The 16727-nt window shown below is 72.4% G+C and carries 20 protein-coding genes; 10 read left to right on the plus strand and 10 right to left on the minus strand.

The genetic code is table 11. The features are described from left to right. Position 1 precedes the first annotated feature (1 nt). From FB388_RS16655 to FB388_RS16680, 6 genes are all read right to left on the minus strand, one after another. Complete coding sequence (locus tag FB388_RS16655) at positions 2-706, minus strand: FadR/GntR family transcriptional regulator (protein ID WP_170225643.1); 705 nt, start codon at positions 704-706, stop codon at positions 2-4. Further along, complete coding sequence (locus tag FB388_RS16660) at positions 699-1598, minus strand: dihydrodipicolinate synthase family protein (protein WP_142101947.1); 900 nt, start codon at positions 1596-1598, stop codon at positions 699-701. Before FB388_RS16660 ends, FB388_RS16655 begins: the two co-directional genes overlap by 8 nt. A gap of 13 nt (positions 1599-1611) precedes the next feature. Continuing rightward, positions 1612-2433, minus strand: a complete 822-nt coding sequence (locus FB388_RS16665; protein ID WP_142101949.1) for a carbohydrate ABC transporter permease — start codon at positions 2431-2433, stop codon at positions 1612-1614. After that, entirely contained in the window at positions 2430-3365 is a 936-nt protein-coding gene (locus tag FB388_RS16670; RefSeq protein WP_142101951.1) for a carbohydrate ABC transporter permease, read from the minus strand. Before FB388_RS16670 ends, FB388_RS16665 begins: the two co-directional genes overlap by 4 nt. Then, positions 3362-4594 carry an ABC transporter substrate-binding protein gene (locus tag FB388_RS16675; protein WP_142101953.1) on the minus strand — a complete coding sequence of 411 codons (1233 nt, stop codon included), beginning with the start codon at positions 4592-4594 and terminating at the stop codon, positions 3362-3364. The genes FB388_RS16670 and FB388_RS16675 overlap by 4 nt, the downstream gene beginning before the upstream one ends. A gap of 94 nt (positions 4595-4688) precedes the next feature. Then, complete coding sequence (locus tag FB388_RS16680; protein ID WP_142101955.1) at positions 4689-5135, minus strand: MarR family winged helix-turn-helix transcriptional regulator; 447 nt, start codon at positions 5133-5135, stop codon at positions 4689-4691. 60 nt (positions 5136-5195) lie between these two features. Here FB388_RS16680 and FB388_RS16685 point away from each other — a divergent pair, with 60 nt between their 5' ends. The 4 genes from FB388_RS16685 (at position 5196) to FB388_RS16700 (ending at position 7455) form a co-directional block, all read left to right on the plus strand. Continuing rightward, positions 5196-5540: a VOC family protein gene (locus FB388_RS16685; RefSeq protein WP_142101957.1), complete on the plus strand. Its 345-nt coding sequence runs from the start codon at positions 5196-5198 to the stop codon at positions 5538-5540. A gap of 56 nt (positions 5541-5596) precedes the next feature. Continuing rightward, positions 5597-6526 carry an MFS transporter gene (locus FB388_RS16690; protein ID WP_142101959.1) on the plus strand — a complete coding sequence of 310 codons (930 nt, stop codon included), beginning with the start codon at positions 5597-5599 and terminating at the stop codon, positions 6524-6526. Beyond that, positions 6523-6762 (plus strand): hypothetical protein, encoded by a 240-nt coding sequence (locus FB388_RS16695; RefSeq protein ID WP_142101961.1) that lies wholly within the window; start codon positions 6523-6525, stop codon positions 6760-6762. Before FB388_RS16690 ends, FB388_RS16695 begins: the two co-directional genes overlap by 4 nt. A gap of 69 nt (positions 6763-6831) precedes the next feature. Continuing rightward, positions 6832-7455, plus strand: a complete 624-nt coding sequence (locus tag FB388_RS16700; RefSeq protein ID WP_142101963.1) for a LysE family translocator — start codon at positions 6832-6834, stop codon at positions 7453-7455. On the opposite strand, the gene FB388_RS16705 is transcribed toward FB388_RS16700, so the two are convergent. Continuing rightward, the gene (locus FB388_RS16705) at positions 7418-8614 is read right to left on the minus strand and encodes an MFS transporter (protein ID WP_211361947.1); all 1197 of its coding nucleotides are present in this window, start codon (positions 8612-8614) and stop codon (positions 7418-7420) included. The genes FB388_RS16700 and FB388_RS16705 overlap by 38 nt on opposite strands. A gap of 51 nt (positions 8615-8665) precedes the next feature. On the opposite strand from FB388_RS16705, the gene FB388_RS16710 reads away from it, so the two are divergent. The 4 genes from FB388_RS16710 to FB388_RS16725 all read left to right on the plus strand — a co-directional run bounded on the left by FB388_RS16710 (position 8666) and on the right by FB388_RS16725 (position 11859). Further along, entirely contained in the window at positions 8666-9730 is a 1065-nt protein-coding gene (locus FB388_RS16710; protein ID WP_246121991.1) for a class I SAM-dependent methyltransferase, read from the plus strand. Continuing rightward, positions 9727-10380 carry a spermine/spermidine synthase domain-containing protein gene (locus FB388_RS16715; protein ID WP_211361948.1) on the plus strand — a complete coding sequence of 218 codons (654 nt, stop codon included), beginning with the start codon at positions 9727-9729 and terminating at the stop codon, positions 10378-10380. The genes FB388_RS16710 and FB388_RS16715 overlap by 4 nt, the downstream gene beginning before the upstream one ends. A 63-nt stretch (positions 10381-10443) precedes the next feature. Next, on the plus strand, positions 10444-11367 hold the full coding sequence (locus tag FB388_RS16720; RefSeq protein ID WP_142101967.1) for an LLM class F420-dependent oxidoreductase: 924 nt from the start codon (positions 10444-10446) through the stop codon (positions 11365-11367). Between the two features lie 75 nt (positions 11368-11442). Then, complete coding sequence (locus FB388_RS16725; protein WP_142101969.1) at positions 11443-11859, plus strand: hypothetical protein; 417 nt, start codon at positions 11443-11445, stop codon at positions 11857-11859. Positions 11860-12345: 486 nt separating this feature from the next. On the opposite strand, the gene FB388_RS16730 is transcribed toward FB388_RS16725, so the two are convergent. The 3 genes from FB388_RS16730 to FB388_RS16740 are packed head-to-tail and all read right to left on the minus strand — an operon-like array spanning position 12346 to position 14718. Further along, on the minus strand, positions 12346-13395 hold the full coding sequence (locus FB388_RS16730) for a LacI family DNA-binding transcriptional regulator (RefSeq protein ID WP_142101971.1): 1050 nt from the start codon (positions 13393-13395) through the stop codon (positions 12346-12348). 4 nt (positions 13396-13399) lie between these two features. Then, positions 13400-13732, minus strand: coding sequence for a hypothetical protein (locus FB388_RS16735; protein WP_142101973.1), 333 nt, complete (start codon positions 13730-13732; stop codon positions 13400-13402). A gap of 17 nt (positions 13733-13749) precedes the next feature. Then, a complete protein-coding gene (locus FB388_RS16740; protein ID WP_142101975.1) occupies positions 13750-14718 on the minus strand; it encodes a DUF6772 family protein in 969 nt (322 codons plus the stop codon). Positions 14719-14907: 189 nt separating this feature from the next. Here FB388_RS16740 and nikB point away from each other — a divergent pair, with 189 nt between their 5' ends. After that, positions 14908-15837: a nickel ABC transporter permease gene (gene nikB, locus FB388_RS16745; protein ID WP_142101977.1), complete on the plus strand. Its 930-nt coding sequence runs from the start codon at positions 14908-14910 to the stop codon at positions 15835-15837. After that, positions 15834-16724, plus strand: coding sequence for an ABC transporter permease (locus tag FB388_RS16750; protein WP_142101979.1), 891 nt, complete (start codon positions 15834-15836; stop codon positions 16722-16724). Before nikB ends, FB388_RS16750 begins: the two co-directional genes overlap by 4 nt. The last annotated feature ends 3 nt before the right edge of the window (positions 16725-16727 follow it).

A 16727-nucleotide genomic window follows, 5' to 3' on the forward strand; every position in this document is an offset into this window, starting at 1 on the left:
GTCAGCCCGCGTCCTCGGCGGGAGCCCTCAGCAACGCGGCGCGCCCGCGGATGTCGTCGAAGTGCTGCTGCATCGCCCCGATGCTCTCGCCCGCGTCGCCGGACTGCAGTGCCCGGATGATCCGCAGGTGCACGGCGCCGCGCCCGCCCTCGGGCGGCACCGGGATGGAGTCGCCGAGCCGCGTGAACAGCTCCCAGAAGACCTCGATGAGGTTGTCGACGAGCGGGTTGCCCAGCGCCCGGTAGAGCAGCAGGTGGAACCGCTTGTCCACCTCGGTGATCGGCTTCCCGCGGGACTCGAGCGCGGTCATCTCGTCGGCGAGCCGGGCGCACTCGGCCAGCTCGACCTGCGGGTTCAGCCGGGCGACGGCCGGCATCAGTCCGACCTCCATCGCCTCGCGCGCGGTGAGGATCTCCTCCAGCCCGGTGCCGGTGGCGGCGAGCCCGTAGGGCAGCTGCTCGATCAGCGGGCGGAACGAGAACGCCGAGACGAACAGCCCGTTGCCGTGCCGGGCCTCGATGACGCCGAGGGTCTGCAGGCTGCGGGTGGCCTCGCGCAGCGACAGCCGGCTCACGCCGAGCCGCTCGGCCAGGGTGGCCTCGGGGGGCAGCCGGTCCCCCGGGCCGAGCCCGGCCTCGGTGATGAAGTCGCGCAGGCGGGCCTGGGCCTCGAGGTAGATCGGGTTCTTGACCCGTTTCTCAGCCATCGGCCCCCTCCAGTGCCGCCCGGACGGCTCCGGCCAGCTCGCCCACCTTGGCACGTGCGGCGGCGTCCAGGCGGCCGTACGGCGAGCGGGCCGGGCCTGCATCCGGGCCGAGCTCGTTCATCAGCGCCTTCAGGAACCCGATCCCCCCGTGCGCGTTCGCGGCCCTTGCCACCTCGCGGAACGGGGTGTGCAGCCGGTACGCCTCGGCCGGCTCGCCCCGCTCGAACGCGGCGGCCACGGCGTGCGCGAGCGGCGCCATGCCGTTGTAGAGGCTGCCGATCACCTTCTCGACGCCGCAGGCCAGCCCCGCAGGCAGCAGCTCGTCGCGTCCGAAGAAGGCGTCGATCCCGGGAGCGGCCGCGCGGGTGCGGTCGTACTCCAGCAGGTCGCCGTCGGTGAACTTCACCGCCGTCGCGGTGGGCGCGGCCGCGGCGAGCGCGGCCACCACGTCCGACGGCCGGTGGGCCGAGCCCGTCATGCTCGGGATGTGGTAGAAGCCGAACGGCGTGCCCGGCGCCGCCGCCGCCACCGCGGCGAGGTGCGCCACCAGCGCGTCGAGACTCGGAGCATCGCCGTAGTACGGGCCCACCGCCCCGATCAGATCCGCCCCGCACGACTCGGCGTGCGCCGCGAGCTGCTGCGCCTGCGCGAGGTCGGTGTGCCCCACGTGCACGCCCAGCTTCATCCCGGCCGGACGGGCGTCCTGCCAGGCCTCTACCAGCGACTGCCGCTCGGCCGTGTCCATGGCCGCGAACTCGCCGGTCGTCCCGCCGACGAACGCACCGGCGACGCCCGCTGCGTGCAGGTGCGCGGCCTGCGCCGCGACGACGTCGAGGGCCAGCTTCCCGTCCGGTGTGAACGGGGTCGGCGTGGCGGCCCAGATCTCGAGCACAGCAGGTCCTCTCTCAACCCTTGGTGGCGCCGTCGGTGAGACCGGCGACGATGTAACGCTGGAGCAGCACGAACAGGACGATCACCGGCACGGCCACCACGGCGGACACGGCCATGAGCTCGTTCCACCGGGTGCCGAACGCGTTGGTCAGCTTCGCGATCACCACGCTGACCGGCTGCAGCTCGTCGCCGGTCGCCAGCGCGAGGCCGAACACGAACTCGCCCCACGCGCCGAGGAAGCTGACGACCGCCATCGTGATCACGCCGGGGATGCTGACCGGCAGGGCCACCCGGACGAACGCGCCGAAGGTCGTGCAGCCGTCCACGCGTGCCGCCTCGAGCACCTCGCCGGGCACCGACAGGAAGTACGGCCGCATGATCGTGATCGCGAGCGGGATCGAGAGCGAGCAGTTCGCGATGATCAGCCCGGCGTAGGTGTTGACCAGCCCCACCCGCCCGAACAGCACGAACATGGGCAGCGCCAGGTTGACCGCCGGGATCATCTGCACGGCGAGGAACAGCAGCAGCGCGGGCGTGACCCACCGGATGCGCAGGCGGGCGAGCGCGAACGCCGCCGGGACGGCCACGACCAGCGTGAGCAGCGTGGTCCCGGTCGCGATGACGAACGTGTTGAGCAGGCCGCGCCCGATGTCCGGGTCGTCGAAGACCGCGCTTTGGTACGCCGACAGGGTCGGCGGCACCGGCACGAGCGCGGGCGGCCGGGCGAACACGTCGGCCTGCTGCTTGAACGAGGTGTTGAGCATCCAGTAGACGGGCAGCAGGTAGACCGCCGTCACGGCGACGGCCACGACGAGCCGGATGCGTTCGCGCGTCATGCCGTCTCCTCCCTGCGCAGCGACCGGAAGTAGAAGATCGACAGCACCAGCGGGACCAGCAGCATCACGGTGGTGGCGACGGCCGCGGTGTCGTAGCGGCGGAACTCGAACGCCTCCTGGAAGGCGTAGAGCGGCAGGGTGAGCGTGGCGCCGCCCGGGCCGCCGCGCGTCATGAGGTAGATGGTGTCGAACGTCTTGAAGGCGAAAATGAAGATCAGCAGCATCACCGTGACGCTGACCGGACGCAGCGCGGGCAGCGTGACGTGCCGGAACTGCTGCCACGCGCCGGCGCCGTCGATGCGGGCCGCCTCGTACAGCATCGTCGGCACCCCTTGCAGGCCCGCCACCAGCAGGATCATCGCGAACGGCGCGAAGCTCCACGCGGTGGCCGCGATCACCGACACCATCGCGGGCCCGGGCTGGCCCAGCCAGAAGAGGTCGCCGTCGATGAGGCCGAGCCCGCGCAGCACCGCGTTGAGCAGCCCGTACGAGCCGTCGAGCAGCCAGCGCCAGACGTTCGCGCCGACCACCGTCGGCAGGATCCAGGCCAGCATCAGCAACGCCCGCATCACGTTGCGACCCGCGAATCGGCGGACGAACAGCAGCGCGAGCGCGAGACCGCCCGCGTAGGTCAGCACCACCGTGCCGACCGTGTACACCAGCGAGAGCCACAGGGCCTGCCAGAACTCGGCCCGGCCGAACTGGTCGGCGAAGTTGGCGAACCCCACCCAGTCGGCGCCGCCGCGGATCACCTCCCGGAGCCCGACGTCCTGGAAGGCCTGCACCACGCTGTAGATCAGCGGGTACACCACCGTGACCGCGACGAACGCCACCGCGGGCAGCAGGAAGAGCTGGTCGGTCCGGTTGCCCGCACGCCGACGCGGCCGGTGGGCCGGTGCCGGCGTGCGGGTCCGATCGAGAACCGCCGTCATGACGTCCCGAGTGCCTCGTCGATCGTGGCCTGCGCGCTGCGGGCCGCGTCCGGGACCGGGGTGCCGCTGATCGCCTGCTGGAGCGCGGCCTGCAGCGCCGTCAGCAGTTCGGTGGTGTGCGGGGCCAGCGCAGCGTCCGGCGCCCACGCCTGCTGGAGCTGCTGGGCGAAGACGGCGCGCACCGGGTCCTCCGCGGTGCCGGGCACGTCGTTGCGAGCCGGGAGCTTGTTCCGCTCGGGCAGGTAGACCTGCAGCTCCTCGGGCCGCTGCATGAACGTGATGAGGTCCCACGCGCGGTCGACGTCGTCGCTGGTGGCGCCGATCGTCAGGTTCTCCGCGGACAGCATCGTCTGCCCGGTCGCCTCCGACGGCAGCACGGCGACGCTCCACTGCAGGTCGGGGTTCTCCTCGCGCAGGATGTTCACGTACGTCGCCGAGTTGATCATCATCGCGGCCTGGCCGGTGGCGAACTGGTTCTTCGCGTCCTCCTCGTTCCAGGTGAGGAAGCCCTCGGACAGCGCGCCACTGGCCACCATCCGCCGGAACGACTCGAGCGCGGCGTGCCCGCCGGGGCTGTCGATCTGCGTGGGCTGCACGCCCGCGGCGAGCATCCGGATCGCAAGGCCGGTGGCGCCCTCGGCGCCCTCGATCCCGCTCACGGCGAGGCCGGCCCGGCCCTGGCCGGACAGTGCGGCAGCGGTGGACTCCATCTCGGCCCACGTCGTCGGGGCCTTCTGCACCATCGCGGTGTTGTAGTAGACGGCGTAGGCGTCGGCGAGGTGCGGGATCCCGTAGGTCTTCCCGTCGGCCTGGGTCGACTCCCAGCCGGTCGGGAAGTAGGCGCCCTGCTGGCCCCACGCCTGCACCTGGGGGCTCAGGTCCTGGATCACGCCTGCATCCGCCATGGCCGCCGTGTCGAACGCGCTGATAAGCGCGATGTCCGGACCGTCGCCGGCCGCAGCGGCCTGCGTCAGGGTGCGGTTGAAGTCGTCGTACGGGATGAAGCGGATGTCGACGTCGGTGCCGCTCTGCTGCTCGTAGCGGGCGACGAGGTCGTACAACGGCTTGCCCGTCGGCATCGACTCGTCGCCGTAGAACTGCCAGACCGACAGTGGTTCGGCCGGCTCTGCCGCGCCGCCTCCCGTGCCGCTTCCCCCTCCGCTCGAGCACCCCGCCGCCGCGAGGACGGCGGCGGCGACCGCCACGCCAGCTATCCGGACTGCCCGCATGTCCGACCTCCTTGTCCGAGTCCGCAGCGAAAATAGGTTAGATATCTAACCTCTGTCAACGCGGGCCGAAGCGTCGGCTCCGGGATCCGCGGGACTACTCGGAGAACCGGGCGGCTGCGCAGGCGGCCAGGTCATCGCGCAGCCGGCGCTGCTGCGCCGGGGACAACGGCGAGAACAGCCGCCGTTCGACGGCGCGCACGGCGACACTGCCCTCGCGCAGCTTCGCCTGCCCGGCCGACGTGAGCTCGGTCGGCAGCGCCCGCCCGTATGCGGCCTGGTCGGGCCTGGTGAGCAGGCCCCGCTCCTGCAGCCGGCGCAGAACGAGGTTCATCGACTGGCGGGTGACGAAGGCCCGGCGGGCGAGCTCGGAGTTGGACAGGCCGGGGCGCTGTCCGAGCAGTTCGAGGCACGCGTACTGGGCAACGCTCAGATCCAGTGGCCGCAGCACCCCGTCCATCGCGGCGTGCAGCGAGGCCTGCACCTGCTTGACGACGTAGCCCACCGACCGGTCCAGATCACCGACGGTCTCCCCTTGCTCCATGTCAGCATTCTGACATACGCTCCGTGTCAGAAAGCTGACATACACGGGGGGACGAGCGTCATGAATGGACAGGTCACCTACTTCGAGCTGCCGAGCACCGACATCGGCGCAACCCAGCGGTTCTGGGGCTCGCTCTTCGGCTGGACCTTCCACGAGGGCAACTTCCCGGGCTACTCGATGATCCAGGGGCCCCAGCCCATGGGCGGAACGCCGCACGACGACCCGTCACGACACCCGCGCATCTTCTTCGCCGTCGACGACATCACCGCCGCCGTCGCGCGGGTGCGCGAACTCGGCGGCACCGCGCAAGATCCGATCCGCATCCCCTCCGGGGCCTACGCACACTGCGCAGACGACCAGGGCGTGGAGTTCAGCCTGTCCCAACAGGCCGGCGACCACGCTTGAACCGCACCGGGACCACCGAGCCAGGGCCGAAGGGATCAGGCCCCCTCGTAGGTCCGTTGCTGCCGCTGGCGCTGGCCACCTTCGCGGTCGGAACGGACGCGTTCGTGATGGCCGGCCTCCTGCCCGCCATCGCCGCCGACCTCGAGGTCAGCGTGCCGGCAGCCGGCCAGCTGGTGACCGTGTTCGCACTGACGTTGGCCGTCGCCGCGCCGGTTCTGAGCTGGCTGCTGAGCCCACTGGACCGCCGCACGGCGCTGCAGCTCGCGCTGATCGTGTTCATCGTCGGCAATGTCGTCACCGCACTCAGCCCGACCTACGTGCCGGCGTTGCTGGCCCGGATCCTCACCGCAGCCGGTGCGGCCACCATCACCGCCACCGCGTCGAGCGCAGCCGTCGCGATCGCGCCGGCTGAACGGCGAGGCCGCGCCATGGCGCTGGTCATCGGTGGACTGACCCTGTCCACCGCGCTGGGCATGCCTCTCGGCAACCTGATCGGCAGCGTCGACTGGCGCCTCACCCTCTGGGCCATCGCCGCCCTCGGCATCGCTGCCCTGATCGGTATCTCGGTGGCGTTGCCCGAGGTCGTACTGCCCGCGACGAGCCTCACGGCCCGGCTGGCCCCGCTGCGCCGGCCCGAGGTCCTCACCATCCTCGTCGCGACGCTCCTGGTGATGGCCGGGCACTACGCCGTCTACACCTACATCGGAGCAGTCACCGCGGGCGCGACGACCGGATCGTTCTCCCAGGCCCCCACCGTGATCCTCTTCGTGTGGGCGTCGGAGTCCTCGGCGGCAACTTCTTCGCAGGCCATCTCGCCGACAAGATCCCGGCGCTCGGGGCCGCGGTCGCGGCGCTCGTCGGCGGCACCGTGCTGCTCGCGATCAGCCCACTCATGGTCGGCCACCTGGTCGTCGCATGCGTCTGGGCCGCCGTGTGGGGAGCGACCGATGGAATGGCCGCGGTGGTGCAGCAACATCGCCTCGTGACCATTGCGCCCGCCTCCGCACCGGTGCTCCTCGGGCTCAACTCGTCCGCGATCTACCTGGGCGTGGCGATGGGTGGCGGACTCGGCGGCCTGGCCCAGGACTGGCTGTCGGTCACCCTGCTCGGCGTTCCCGCTGCCGCCCTTGCGTTGCTCGCCACGATCGTCACCGTCAGCGGGGGAAGGGCAGGCCTCCCCGGCCTCGGCCATGGGATCCGCCATGGCCGAGGCGAACGCTGAGTCGACCCTCAACTCCCGAGCCCCGATCGACCACCGGCAGGCCCGTGCGTCCTGTGGCACGCTCGGGCGATGGTGGATCCAGCGCTGTTCGCGGCGTTCGTCCTCGCCGTCACGGTGCTCGTGCTCACGCCGGGGCCGGACATGCTGTTCGTGATGGCGGTCGGCGCCGCGGGTGGCCCGGCCGTGGGGCTCTGCGCAGCAGCGGGCGTGGCCGCGGGGCTGGCCGTGCACGCCACCGCCACCGCGTTCGGGTTGGCCGCCCTGTTCTCGGCCGTGCCCACGCTCTACGTCGTCGTGAAGCTCTGCGGGGCCGCGTACCTGCTGTACCTGGGGATCACGACGCTCCGCAGGCGTGACGAGCCGCTCGTGCGCGCCGACGCGGCGGGCGACGGGCGTGGGCGCGCCTTCCGCCGCGGCCTGCTCACCAACCTGCTCAACCCGAAGGTCGTGCTGTTCAACGCCGCGTTCCTGCCGCAGTTCGTCGACCCGGCACGCGGGAGCGTCACCACCCAGCTCCTCGTGCTCGGCGCCGCGTTCGTGGTGGTCGACCTGCTCGTCGACGGTCCCATCGGCCTGCTCGCGGGACGGCTCGGCACGCTGCTCGCCGAGCGGCGCGCCGCCGTCCGGCGGCTGAACATCGCGACCGGGTCGATCTTCATCGGGCTGTCCGCCCGGCTCGCGCTGACCCGCTGACACCCCCTCGGGCGGGCGGCAGCGCGAGCGCTCCACCGGCCGCCGCGACCGCGGCCGCACCGAACGCGACCGGCGCCGTCGCGAGGTCGGCGAGCAGGCCGATCGCGGGTGCGGCGAGGGCCTGCCCCACCGCGATGAGCAGGAAGGCCGCCCCCACCCCGAGCGAAGGCGCGTCCGGGTGGATGCGGGTCCCCCAGACGAGCAGCACGGCGGTGAGCCCGATGTACACCGCCCCGAACAGCGCGGCGGCCGCGAACACCACCGGCAGCACGCCGGGAACGAGGGCGAACGCGGCGGTCGCGGCGGCGAGCAGCAGCATCCCCACGGCCCATGCGACGCCCAGGCCGGTGCGCGCGACGAGGTCGCCGGTGAAGGCGCCGGCCACCCCGGCCACCCCGAGCACGATCCACATCAGGGTGGAGGCGGCCGCGCTCACGCCCGCCGCCCCGACGAGGTCCCGGCCGAACACCCACACCGCCGAGCTCCCCACACCCAGCGCGGCGGCGGCCAGCAGGAGCCGGCCCGTCCCCGGCCGCCACCACGCCCCGCCGCCGGGGGCCCGCGAGGGGCGCCGGGACCGGCCGGGCGGAATCGTGACAGCCGCCCAGACGGTGACCAGCACCGCGATCCCGCAGTAGGCCGCCCACGCCAGGCGCCAGCTCCCGGACAGCGCGAGCGCGATCGGCCCGGATGCCGCCACGCCCACCCCGGTGCCGGCGTTGACGACGGCCTGGACCCGGTCGGCGCGCTCGGCGCGCACCCACCGGGCCACGGCGTCGGCCAGCGGCGGGGAGGCCAGACCCGTGCTCGACCCGGCGACCACCACCCCCACCGCGAGGACGGGCACGCCCGGGGCGATCGCGATCAGCCCGGTGCCGAGCACGGCGGCGACCCCGGCGGCCGTCCCGACGGCCCGCGGCCCCCACCGGACCGTCGCGAGCGTTGCCACGACGACGGCCACGCAGTACCCGGCGTAGCTGCTCGACGCGATCGCCCCGGCCGCCGCGGCGCCGAGACCGAACTCCGCCGTGAACGCCGGCACGAAGAGGCCGTACGCGAACCGGGCCAGGCCGTAGCAGACCGCGATGACCGCGAGCCCGGCCGCCGCCAGCGGCACCGCCCCGACGCCGGTCGGCGTCGACCGGTTCCGTTCCCCCACTGAGTGCATGGCGTCGAGTACCCGGGCCGCCCGGCTGGAAGACTCGCCGGGGTGGAGCCCGACCCTGACCGCACCCGCGCCTTCGGCGAACGACTGCTGGGCATGCTCACCGGCGGCATGCTCACGATGCTGATCGGCATCGGCCACCGCACCGGCCTGTTCGAGGCCGCGGCGCACGGGCCCGTCACCAGCGCGGAGCTCGCCGAGCGCGCGGGTCTGCACGAGCGGTACGTGCGCGAGTGGCTGGGCGCCATGGTGACCGGGGAGATCATGGAATACGACCCGGCCGACGGGCGGTACTCACTGCCTGCCGCGCACGCCGCGCTCTTGACCGGGGCCACGTCGCGCAACGTCGGCCCCGCCGCGAGCAGCATGCGCACGCTCGGATCCGTGCTCCCGCAGGTCGAGCGGTGCTTCACCGACGGCGGTGGCGTCCCGATCGCGGAGTACGCCAAGGTGTCGGCGGGCGGGCTCGGGGAGACGTGGCGCTACATCTACGACGAGCACCTCGTCGACGGCTTCCTGCGGCCCGTGCCCGGCCTGCTCGACCGCCTGCGCACCGGGGTGCGCGTGCTCGACCTCGGCTGCGGCACCGGGCACGCCGTCAACGTGATGGCGCGCGAGTTCCCGCGCTCGACGTTCGAGGGCCTCGACATCGCGGCCGACGCCATCGCGGGTGCCGAGGCGGAGCGAGCGGCACTGGGGCTGTCCAACGCCACCTTCGCCGTGTCCGACGCCGCCGCGCTCGCCCCCGCCGAGCCCTTCGACGTGATCATGGCCTTCGACGCTATCCACGACCAGGCCGCGCCGGAAGCAGTGCTGGGACTCATCCGGGACGCGCTCGCCCCGGACGGGGTGTTCCTGATGGTCGACACGAACTTCGCGACGCGGTTGGAGGACAACGCCGGCAACCCGCACGCCCCGCTGTCCTACGGCATCAGTCTGCTGTTCTGCGTGCCCACCTCGATCGCGACCGGCGGGACCGGGCTGGGCGCGATGTGGGGGCAGGAACGGGCCCGGGAGATGCTCGCGGGCGCCGGGTTCACCGACGTCGAGGTGCTCGACACGCCGCGGCCGCAGAACTGCATGTACGTCTGCCGGGCGGTGGCGGCGTGACCGGCGAGGTGGTCGAGCGCACCAGCGGGCTCGCGGGCGAGCTGGTGCTGCGCCGGGACGGGGAGCACCACGAGATCGTCGCGAACGGGGTGTTCCTCATGGACACCCGCGGCGGCAGCTCCGAACGGCTGCTCGTCTCGGCGGCGGCGGATCGCATGCCGCCACCGGGCCGGATGCTCATCGGCGGGCTCGGGGTCGGGTTCTCGCTGGCCGCCGCGCTCGTGCACCCCGCCGTCACCGCGGTCGAGGTGGTCGAGCGCGAGGCCGCGGTGATCCGGTGGAACCGCGGTCCCCTCGCCGCGCTGCACGGTGACGCGCTCGCCGACCCGCGCGTCGCCGTGCACGAGGCGGACGTCGCCGATCGGATCGCGACGGCCGCGCCGGCCTCGTTCGACGCGATCTGCCTCGACACGGACAACGGGCCGGACTGGCTGGTCAGCCCGGCCAACGCCCGGCTCTACACCGACTCCGGCCTCGCCGCCGCCGCTCGGTCCCTCACCCCCGCCGGGGTGCTGGCCGTGTGGAGCGCCGCCCCCTCCCCCGCGCTCGTGGCGCGGATGGGCGGGCTCTTCGTCGACGTCATGACGCTCGAGGTGCCGGTGGCCCGCGGCGCACCGGACGTCGTCGTGCTCGGGAGGCAGCCCCGCTGATCCGGTCCGCCGACGGCGAACCGTCCTTGTACCCACCCGTACGCAGCGGAAGGCTGATCGACCGTGGCTCGCGACTTCCGGTTCTCCTTCAACGTCTTCGGGATCCCGTCACGCAAGGCCCTGCAGGAGCGGTGCCGCCGCGCGGAGAGCGCCGGCTTCCACGCGGTCTTCGCCCCCGACCACCTCGGCGGGCCCGCGCCGTTCCCGGTGCTGCAGGCCGCGGCCGACGTGACCGAGCACCTGCGGGTCGGCACGCTCGTGCTGAACGCGCCGTTCTGGAACCCCGCGCTGCTCGCCAGGGAGGCCGCGTCGCTCGACATCCTGTCCGACGGCCGCCTGGAGCTGGGCCTCGGCGCCGGGCACATGAAACGCGAGTTCGACGTGGCCGGCATCCCGTGGGAACCGTTCGGCGCGCGGGCGCGCCGGCTGGAGGAGACGATCACCGAGCTGCGCCGGTTCTTCACCGCCGACCTGGCCGCGCTGCCCGGCGGCCACTCCCCGGTCCCGGTGCAGCGCACCGGCTTCGACGGCTCCGGCCCGCCGCTGATCGTCGGCGGCACCGGCGACCGGGTGCTGTCCGTCGCCGCGCGGCACGCCGACATCATCGGCGTCGCGGGCGTGTACCAGGTGCCCGGCGAGCCGCCGGGGACGTTCCGGCTCGGCACCGCCGCGGAGGCCGACGAGCGGGTGCGGTTCGTCAGGGAGCTGGCAGGCGAGCGGGCCGACGACATCGAGTGGCACGTGCTCGTGCAGATGGTCGTGCCCACCGACGACCGCCGCGCCGCCGCGGAAGACCTGGTCGCCCGCTTCGGTGGCGAGATGACGGTCGACGAGGCCCTGGAGACCCCGTTCCTGCTGATCGGCACTCCCGCGCAGATGGCCGAGCAGCTGCGAGCGTCCCGCGAGCGCTACGGCTTCTCCTACGTCACCGTGCACGACCCGTACTACGAGGCGTTCGAGCCGGTGGTGGAGCTGATGCGCGACTGACCGACGTCGTCTCCTCGGTTGACCAGGTCAGTCCTCGGGGAATACTCTGTCCACGCTAGAGACAAGGTTTTCGTCATGAGGGAGCGCTACCTCGGCGTCCTCGGCATCGCCGAGGCTCTCGGGGTGAGCCGGCACGCCGTGCACAAGTGGCGCTCCCGCTACCCCAGCGACTCCGCCCACCCGTTCCCCGAACCCGATGTCGAGGTCGACGGGGCGCCCGGCTGGGCGGCGCGCAGATTGGACGAGATCGTGCAGTGGCGTGACGGCCTGCCGGGACGCGGCGCCGGCGGGGGACGCCCGTCCCTCGCGCGGCAGCAGTACTTCGAGAACGCGCTGACCCGAGGCCTCAGCGGCGACGAGGCGAGCCGCCTCCTGGTCGCCATGGGTGAGGAGTTCCCCGAGCTGACCGAGACGCAGGTCTGCGAGCTGCTGCTGGAGAAGTGGCGCGGCCTCGACGAGATGGACGAGATCCTCCGGCGCTACAACCAGTGATCACGGGCGTTCGGCGCTCTTGCCGAGCCCCGTCCGGTGGCGGTCACGAGCATGATCCGGAGTATCGGTCCGCCATGGCTGTGCGGACAGCCGTGGACAACCGATACTCGCGATCTTGGCGTTCATGATCCGTTGTATCGGGCGTTCATGGTCGTGGCCGCAGCCATGAACAACCGCCAGTTCGGATCATGGTGCGCTGTGGCCGGTTCGGCCTGGTCGGGATGCCGTCCACAGGAACGATTCCCCACCACGACAGCACCCGCCGTGCGTTCCGCGGAACGCACGAGCGGCCTTGATAGCGATGGCGCAGACCGACCCGCCCCGGGCCCCGGCTCGCCGGCCACGGGACGGCGATCACGAGGCCGGGCCGCCGGGTCTCGGCGGCCACCGTGCACACCGTCCCGCCACCACACACACGGCCGGACATGTGCACCGACCCCGCACGATGTGCACGCCCGCCCCGGATCGCGTTCCGCGACCACCCGTCTAGGACGTCACCAACGTCGAGGACGGCCGCACCACGAGGTCGGGCCGCAGCAGCCGCTTCTGCGCAGGCGCGGCCGACCGGTTGCGCACGCGCTCGACGAGCAGGTCCACCGCCGACGCGCCCACCTCGTAGGCGGGCAGTCGCACGCTGGTGAGCGGCGGGGTGAGGAACCCGGAGAACGGGAAGTCGCCGTAGCCGAGCACCAGCACGTCGTCCGGCACCCGCAGCCCGCGCTCGGCGAGCGCGCGGTAGAGGCCGAGCGCGAAGTAGTCGTTGCCCACCAGGACGGCGTCGGGCCGGTCGGCGCGGTCGACGATCTCCTGGGCCACCACGTAGGACTCCTGCGGCTGCCACGGAAGCGCCGCCGACTCGTGGCGCCGCGTCGGCACCGAGCGCACGGCGTCGTCGGGCACCGGCAGGCCGGCCTCGGCCATGGCCCGCCGGAAGCCCGCGACCCGCCCGGCGATCGTGGTGATCGGCAGGTCCTCCTCCAGCATCCAGATCCGCCGCGCGCCTGCCTCGATCGCGTGCCGGGTGGCGTCGTAGGCGCCCTGCTCGTAGTCGATGCCGACGAAGTCGTGCCGCCCGGCGGGCAGGTCGCGGTTCACGAGGACGAGCGGGATGCCCGCCGTCGCGAGCCGGTGCCACGGGTCGGACCCGCCCTGCACCGGCACCGCGAGCACCCCGTCCACCGCGGCCCGCAGCAGCGACTCGACCGCGCCCTGCTCGATCGTCTCCGACTCGTCGGTGACGAGCAGCAGCATCGAGTAGCCGTGCTTGCGCCCCTGCACCTCCACCCCGTGGATGAGCTGGGCGTAGAACGGGTTGGACGGGGTGGTGATCACCAGGCCGAGCGTCATCGCCGACCCGAGCACGAGCGACCGCGCGAGCGTGTTCGGCACGTACCCGATCCGCTGCGCCTCGGCCTCCACCAGCCGCCGGGTGCGGGCGCTGATGTCGGACTTGCCGGCCAGCGCCCGCGACACGGTGTTCACCGACAGGCCGAGCGCCTCGGCGATGTCGCGCAGGGTGGGCCGGCGGGAGGTCATCGGCTCAGCTCTTCACGGCCAGGTAGATGCGGACCTTGACCTGCGCCCCCGCCGGCGTGACCGCACCGCGGACGCGCAGCCACTGCCCGAACTCGTGCACGGCCCACGTGGTCAGCTCGCCCTCGGTGCGGTGCGAGCCGCCGTCGTGGTCGCACCACGTGATCCCGTCGGGCGAGATCTGCGTCGTGAGGACGAGCTCGGCGTCCTCAGCCGACCGCTCGAGCACCTGGACGAACCACCGCGCCTCGCCCGCCCACGCCGCCTCGTACGGCTCGGTGGCGAACTCGCCCGTGAGCGTGGTGTTGCGCTCCAGGACCGCGGTCTGCGACTGCCTCATCAGGGGACCCACCAGGTTCACCAATCGACGGAGATGACGACGGAGTCGAGGAACAGGAAGTTTCTCGTAGCGGAGTGCGTGCGGACGGAGAAGTAGAAGTTGAGCAGGTTCTCCAGCGAGTCGTAGCGCTCCGCGTACGGGGGCACCGGGACGTCGCTCATGTCCAGAACGCGGTCGTTGACCTGCAGCTCCACGTTGCGCCGGGCCTCCGTGTCGATCTGCCACCGCAGGTAGTGCCAGTTGACCTTGGTCGGCACCTCGTTGTAGCAGAGCTCCTGGGGCTCGCCGAACGGCTCCCAGTCCTCCGGGTTCGGCGCGGTGAAGTCGGCAGCGTAGCCGAGCTTGACCTTGCCCTCGAGGTGCTCGCGCGGGGTCGGCTCGGGCACCGTCGGGTAGACCCACTGCCGGGCCAGCCGGTTGTCCAGGTCGGTGTTCAGGTAGCGCGCCACCGTGTGGTAGCGCAGGCCGCCGTCGCCGCACAGGTCGGTGGCCACGGTGAAGGCGCCGAACTGCGCCTCGGACGGGTGCAGGTTCCCGTCCCACACGACGTCACCGAACCGGTCGTTCTCCGGACCGCCGCCGAGGTTCGCCTCGGACTTGTAGGTGAAGTACGCCTCGATCTGCAGCAGCCCGCGGCCGCTCATCGTGAGGCGGCGGATCGCGGTGGCCGTGTGGCCAGGGATGGGGCGCGTCGCGAGCTTCAGCGCGTAGGTGCCGCTCATTGCCCCGTGCGTGCCGATGTCGAAGAACGTGCACGAGGACAGCTGCGGGGGCCGGAAGTCGCGCATGTGGTCGTCGACCGTGTCGAGGTTGCCGCGGCCGTCGTAGTTGCCGAGCAGCTCGGTCCAGCCGTGCGTGCCGGAGTCGAACGCGTCGAACGCGAGGATGCGGGGAAGCGGCCGGAACTTCGACAGGCGCGGGTCGACCGACAGCAGGGCCGACCGGAACGCGGACTCCGCGGACGGCGCGGAGCGGGCTTCGGACATGCGGACTCCAGGCGACGGGGATGGTGGCGGACGCGGACATTAACGTTAATGGAACGGCATGGTCAAGGGCGTCGACAGTCGTTGCCTGATCCCTTGACACGCTGGAGCGAAGCCTCCTAGCCTGCCTCGGTCTGTCCCCATTAACGTTAATGGAGCCGATGCAATGATGCGTCCCACTCGGAGCCGCTGATGGCGGCCTACCTCGCCCGGCGGCTCGCCTTCTCCGTGTTCGTCCTGTGGGGCGCCGTCACGATCATCTTCCTGGTGCTGCGCCTCGTCCCCGGCGATCCCGCGCTGCTCATCCTCGGCTCGGACGCCACGCCGGACCAGGTGGCGGCGCTCCGCGCCCAGCTCGGCCTCGACCAGCCGCTGCTCGTGCAGTACAGCGCCTACCTCGCCGACGTCGCCCGGCTCGACTTCGGCCCGTCGTACCGGCTCTCGGGCGACGCCCTCGGCCTCGTGGTGGAGCGACTGCCCGCCACCGCGGAGCTCGCCGTGGTGGCGCTCTCCCTCTCGCTGCTGGTCGGGATCCCGCTCGGCATCGTCGCCGCGCTGCGCGTGAACACCGTCGCCGACCGGTTCGTCTCGGTGTTCTCGCTGATCAGCCAGTCCACGCCGTCGTTCTGGGTGGGCATCGTGCTGATCCTGGTGCTCTCCCGCACCTTCGGCCTGCTCCCGAGCGCCGGCACCGGTTCCCCGGCCCACATGGTGCTGCCGGCCGTCACGCTCGCACTGCCGTTCCTCGCGATCCTCGTGCGGCTCACCCGCAGCGGCCTCCTCGAGGTGATCCACGAGGGCTACGTGCAGACCGCGCGCGCCAAGGGCCTCACCGAGCGGGTGGTGATCTTCCCGCACGCCATCCGCAACGCGCTCATCCCGATCGTCACGGTCGTCGGCCTGCAGTTCGGCGCCCTGCTCGGCGGCACCGTGATCGTCGAGACCGTCTTCTCGTGGCCGGGTGTCGGGCGGCTGCTCATCGACTCGATCTCCCACCGCGACTACGGCGTCGTGCAGGCGGCGGTGCTCGTGATCGCCGCCGGGTTCGTGCTGATCAACCTCGTGGTCGACGTCCTCTACGGCTACCTCGACCCACGGGTGCGGCTGGCGGGCCGGGCATGACCGTGATCGCGCCACCCGTCCCTGCAAAGACCGCGCCGATCGCCCCGCCGTCCCGGCGGCCGGGCACCGCACGGATCCGCTTCGCCATCGCCGTCATCGCGGTGTACGTGCTCGCGGCGATCGTCGGCCCGGTGCTGCTCGCGTACGACTCGGTCGCAACGCACACCGCGGACCGGCTGCTCCCCCCTGGCTCCCGCACCAGCGACGGGACCCTGGCCGTGTTCGGCACCGACCAGGTCGGGCAGGACCTGCTCGCCCAGATGCTGCAGGGTGCGCGCGTCTCGATCGCGGTCGGACTGGCGACGCTGCTGCTCGCCGGGCTGATCGGGGTGACCGTCGGCGTCGTCGCGGGCTACTTCGGCGGCTGGGTCGACGGCGTGCTCATGCGCCTCGCCGACGTGCAGCTGACGTTCCCCTCGATCCTCCTGGCGATCTTCATCGCCGCGCTGCTCGGCCCGAGCGTCGTGAACGTCGTGATCGTGCTGGCGGTGTCCAACTGGGTCACCTTCGCCCGGGTCGTCCGCAGCCAGGTGCTCACCGTGCGCGGCCGGGAGTACGTCGACGCCACCCGCACCCTCGGCGCGGGCACCTGGCACGTGGTGCGCCGCTGCATCCTGCCCGCCTGCGTCGCTCCCGTGCTGGTCGTGGCCACGGTGGAGCTGGGCCACGTGATCCTCGCCGAGGCGTCGCTGTCCTTCCTCGGCCTCGGCACGCCGACCAGCACCCCGAGCTGGGGCGTCACCATCGCCAACGGCCGCAACTACCTCGCCGAGGCGTGGTGGATCGCGACGATCCCCGGCCTGGCCCTCGCCCTACTCGTGGTGGCCTTCGGCGTCCTCGGCGACGCGCTGCGCGACCGCTTCGACCCCCGACTGAAGAGCCTGTAGCCG

This window comes from Pseudonocardia cypriaca (assembly GCF_006717045.1).
Taxonomy (GTDB): domain Bacteria; phylum Actinomycetota; class Actinomycetes; order Mycobacteriales; family Pseudonocardiaceae; genus Pseudonocardia; species Pseudonocardia cypriaca.

Bases quoted from the DNA above. Each gene is read 5' to 3' on its own strand.
- FB388_RS16655 (WP_170225643.1), bottom strand. From the start codon at position 706: ATGGCTGAGAAACGGGTCAAGAACCCGATCTACCTCGAGGCCCAGGCC.
- FB388_RS16665 (WP_142101949.1), bottom strand. From the start codon at position 2,433: ATGACGCGCGAACGCATCCGGCTCGTCGTGGCCGTCGCCGTGACGGCG.
- FB388_RS16670 (WP_142101951.1), bottom strand. From the start codon at position 3,365: ATGACGGCGGTTCTCGATCGGACCCGCACGCCGGCACCGGCCCACCGG.
- FB388_RS16675 (WP_142101953.1), bottom strand. From the start codon at position 4,594: ATGCGGGCAGTCCGGATAGCTGGCGTGGCGGTCGCCGCCGCCGTCCTC.
- FB388_RS16680 (WP_142101955.1), bottom strand. From the start codon at position 5,135: ATGGAGCAAGGGGAGACCGTCGGTGATCTGGACCGGTCGGTGGGCTAC.
- FB388_RS16685 (WP_142101957.1), top strand. From the start codon at position 5,196: ATGAATGGACAGGTCACCTACTTCGAGCTGCCGAGCACCGACATCGGC.
- FB388_RS16700 (WP_142101963.1), top strand. From the start codon at position 6,832: ATGGTGGATCCAGCGCTGTTCGCGGCGTTCGTCCTCGCCGTCACGGTG.
- FB388_RS16725 (WP_142101969.1), top strand. From the start codon at position 11,443: ATGAGGGAGCGCTACCTCGGCGTCCTCGGCATCGCCGAGGCTCTCGGG.
- FB388_RS16730 (WP_142101971.1), bottom strand. From the start codon at position 13,395: ATGACCTCCCGCCGGCCCACCCTGCGCGACATCGCCGAGGCGCTCGGC.
- FB388_RS16735 (WP_142101973.1), bottom strand. From the start codon at position 13,732: ATGAGGCAGTCGCAGACCGCGGTCCTGGAGCGCAACACCACGCTCACG.
- FB388_RS16740 (WP_142101975.1), bottom strand. From the start codon at position 14,718: ATGTCCGAAGCCCGCTCCGCGCCGTCCGCGGAGTCCGCGTTCCGGTCG.
- nikB (WP_142101977.1), top strand. From the start codon at position 14,908: ATGGCGGCCTACCTCGCCCGGCGGCTCGCCTTCTCCGTGTTCGTCCTG.
- FB388_RS16750 (WP_142101979.1), top strand. From the start codon at position 15,834: ATGACCGTGATCGCGCCACCCGTCCCTGCAAAGACCGCGCCGATCGCC.